General features: G+C 40.7%; 4 protein-coding genes. 3 read left to right on the forward strand and 1 reads right to left on the reverse strand.

The features are described from left to right. Positions 1-66 precede the first annotated feature (66 nt). Complete coding sequence (locus H8S34_RS14895; RefSeq protein ID WP_186964415.1) at positions 67-447, reverse strand: helix-turn-helix domain-containing protein; 381 nt, start codon at positions 445-447, stop codon at positions 67-69. A 134-nt stretch (positions 448-581) separates the two neighbouring features. Between H8S34_RS14895 and H8S34_RS14900 the strand changes: the two genes are divergently transcribed. The 3 genes from H8S34_RS14900 to H8S34_RS14910 are packed head-to-tail and all read left to right on the forward strand — an operon-like array spanning position 582 to position 2,898. Beyond that, positions 582-1,970 (forward strand): transposase, encoded by a 1,389-nt coding sequence (locus H8S34_RS14900; RefSeq protein ID WP_186964416.1) that lies wholly within the window; start codon positions 582-584, stop codon positions 1,968-1,970. A 13-nt stretch (positions 1,971-1,983) separates the two neighbouring features. Next, the gene (locus H8S34_RS14905; RefSeq protein WP_186964417.1) at positions 1,984-2,652 is read left to right on the forward strand and encodes a hypothetical protein; all 669 of its coding nucleotides are present in this window, start codon (positions 1,984-1,986) and stop codon (positions 2,650-2,652) included. A 45-nt stretch (positions 2,653-2,697) separates the two neighbouring features. After that, positions 2,698-2,898: a hypothetical protein gene (locus tag H8S34_RS14910; protein WP_186964418.1), complete on the forward strand. Its 201-nt coding sequence runs from the start codon at positions 2,698-2,700 to the stop codon at positions 2,896-2,898. The last annotated feature ends 374 nt before the right edge of the window (positions 2,899-3,272 follow it).

The following is a 3,272-nucleotide window of genomic DNA, read 5'->3' on the forward strand; positions in this document are numbered from 1 at the left end:
CTTCAATTCGCAAAGTAACAGATAAAAAATTTTTTAGTGAAGGCCATGCGTAAGCGTGGCCTTCTTTTATTTCATCCAATCGGCATCATCTTCATCAATCAAACCCATAGCCGCTAGACGGTCAGCCACACTATCCTCATCCATCATCTGTCGATAGAGGAGATTATGTCTCTTGTAAGTGATGACAACATCCTGAATAACATTTATTTGCTTCCGGGTCAAACCAGTCACATCCACCACGGATTTTTCACTGTATCCCAAAAGGTTATCTGTGCTTACCTTAAATAACCGGGCAATTCTAATCAGAACATCATAAGAAGGAAACCTTGTTCCATTCTCATATGCTGAGACAGTAGATTTTGTCACATTAATTCTTTCTGCAAATTCGGCCTGAGTCATTCTTCTGGCATTTCTTAGGTCTTTTATTCTGGTTCCAATATCTATCATACTGTCTCACCTCGCTGTCTAGTTTATAGAAAATGAGTCTACGTTTGGTGCCTATAAGTAGCTCTGATAGTAGACAAATGAGTGTACTTATGTTATACTAATAGTGAACAAAAGGAGGAAAGGAGGTGTGCATTGTGATTAAGGCGTGTAGGCAAAACAAAGAGTCTGTTTTGGCAAAAGTCAGAGCTGGCAAGCTAGACTCTGCGGCTCTTAGCATTTCCAGCCTAGTCGATGAAATCATTCTTTCGATGCACACCTCTGGTATCCTTAAATTTTTATCGACCAATATTCAAGATAAACGGGCAGACAATACAGTTATTCCCTACGATTTGGTATGGGCCTCTGCAATCGCCGCAAAAATGAAAGTGAGAACAAGTCTGACAGATATTCCGTATGCTATTTCCGACCATCGAACTCTGGCCAAACTCGGCTACACTCTAATCGAAACAGAGGGAAAACTAGGCGCTGGTTTGATGCGAGAAGGAAGTTTGCGTGCCCTGTTAGGTAAATACCAAGCAGAAGACCTTTTCAACGGATACAATAGTGTCGTTCAGAATCAAGTCTTCCCACACCTAAATCTAGCTCCCAACATTCATATTTTGGACTGCACAGACCTCGAAGTGAACTTTAAGAATAAACACTATGAACAGTCTGGCGTATCCGTCAGTAAGCGAACAAATTCTCCTTGTCGCGGCTATAAACTAGCAACTATTCGTGGAATTGTTGGAGACACGGGAATTATTGAGGATATTCGCTTTGGCCCCATCAATGTACACGATATATCTCTGAGCGAACGAATGATAAAGCATTCCCCAGTTTTTAGATCGGGCGACATTCTAATTAACGACCGTGGCTTTATTTCCCGCCCCGTAATGAACTACTTAAAGCGCAAACGGAATGTAGACACCTATGTTCCTCTCCGAAATAATATGGATGCTTATAGGCTTGCAGTTGAATGTGCTATCCAAAATAACGATTGGAGTAAGCACCCAAATCCTAAGCGTAGCCAGCAAAGAATTTCACTCGTCCCTCATGTTGGCCCATATTGGGAAAGTGCTTGCCCAAGTACGGACGTTGACTTAAATGCTTGTGTTGTTTGGGATATGGAAAATGGACAATACTCTGTGTTTGTCACAACGGACACCTCCAAATTGGCCAGAGATATTATCAAAATCTATGAGTTGCGTCCAGAAATTGAAGAGGACTATCGACAGCTTAAAGATTTTTGGAAAATTGAAGATTTCAAAAGTACAAAAATCAACATGATTGCATTCCATATTGTGTGTGTCCTGTTCGGCTATCTCTTCTTCCAGCTCTACACCATGCTTCCAGACGGAGAAAAGTTGGCTGGAAAATCGTTGCCAGTCCTTCTCAAAGTGTACGATGCAAAGCCACAGAGTTTCGTTGTCCTTTATACGGACTATGAGTTTGGTGTCATCACCTTACTTGATATGATGGAACTCTACTCTGCCTGTGGTCAGGTTGTGAGAGAGAAGATTAGAGCCGTTATGGAGAAAATATAACTTCGAGGTGCATATGATGAAAAAATATCTTTTCTTACCCACGCTGGCTATCGCTATCTTAATGTCTGGATGTCAAAGCACAGCTAGTACAAAACCAGAAAATACTCCGATTCAAACAGGCAATATTGAAAACTCGCTTACGTCTGAAATGCCAGTTGCGACACCAACGGAAGAGCCTATTGAAACGAAAAGAGAAGATGCTGATTTTCGTAATGCAAAATGGGGTGAAAATAGAGATACTGTCAAAAAATACGAAACAGAAATTACTCTGATTGAATCCGATGAAAAACTTGCTGGGGAAACTGTTGTAGGCGGGTATGATTCATATGCCGCATATTTGTTTGACGATGATAAATTGTATGAAGGATTCTACACTTTCCCGTTAAAATTCTCGAACGCTGGCCAATATATCCCTGTTTACAACGACTTAAAAGAAATGTTAACCAAAAAATATGGTGAACCATACGAGGATGAAATTATACCGTTAACAGAACAATCTTTGATAGATAGCGCTGGGCCAGCGGATGCGCTTCACTTCGGTTATGTTGTGTATCGTGCTCAGTGGGAAACCAAAACAACTGATATTATGATAGGGATGATGGCTGAAAATTTTGACGAGAGTTTGCTTATTTCATACACTGATAAAAACTATGAGGAAGATATTAATGATACTGGGCTATAACTAATTTCAGTTATTTTTTGAAAATAGAGAATAGGAGATGTAATTATGCCGGAAGTACCAGTGAAGTGTCCCAAATGTGGCCATATGGCCGTATCTGCTGTCGGTGAAAGAACTGGTGGAGTCAGTTTAGGGAAAGCCGCAATTGGTGGAATCCTTTTAGGGCCAGTAGGTCTTTTGGGTGGAGCGCTTGGCAAGAAAAAGAAACTATATCAGTGCAAACATTGCGGATATACAATCGAAAAATAAAAAGCATTGAGCGTGGGCAATTTGCCCACGCTCTTCTGGACAATACATCCCATTTTTAGTATAATATGATTCGTGTTAAGTCCCACCATATTTGAAATCTCCAGATGGCATAGGCGTGAATAAGGGAAGCACAACTGTGCTAGATGGAGGTGACAATATATGGCAAAGGTTTCCGTCCGCAAATGCGGTGATGGCTATATAGTCTCTACGACTATTAAAAAGCCTAATGGTAACTATGTTACCACCAATAAGTTTGTGTCCAAGGGCAAATAATTTGTTGGTTAGGTAGTGGGGCTTAACACTTATTCTTTAGACTATTCCGCCCCAACCGGGGCGGATTTTTTTATGTTTATTTTTTACTTTGCGAATTGAAG

Source organism: Pseudoflavonifractor hominis, from assembly GCF_014288125.1.
GTDB classification, from domain to species: domain Bacteria; phylum Bacillota; class Clostridia; order Oscillospirales; family Oscillospiraceae; genus Pseudoflavonifractor_A; species Pseudoflavonifractor_A gallinarum.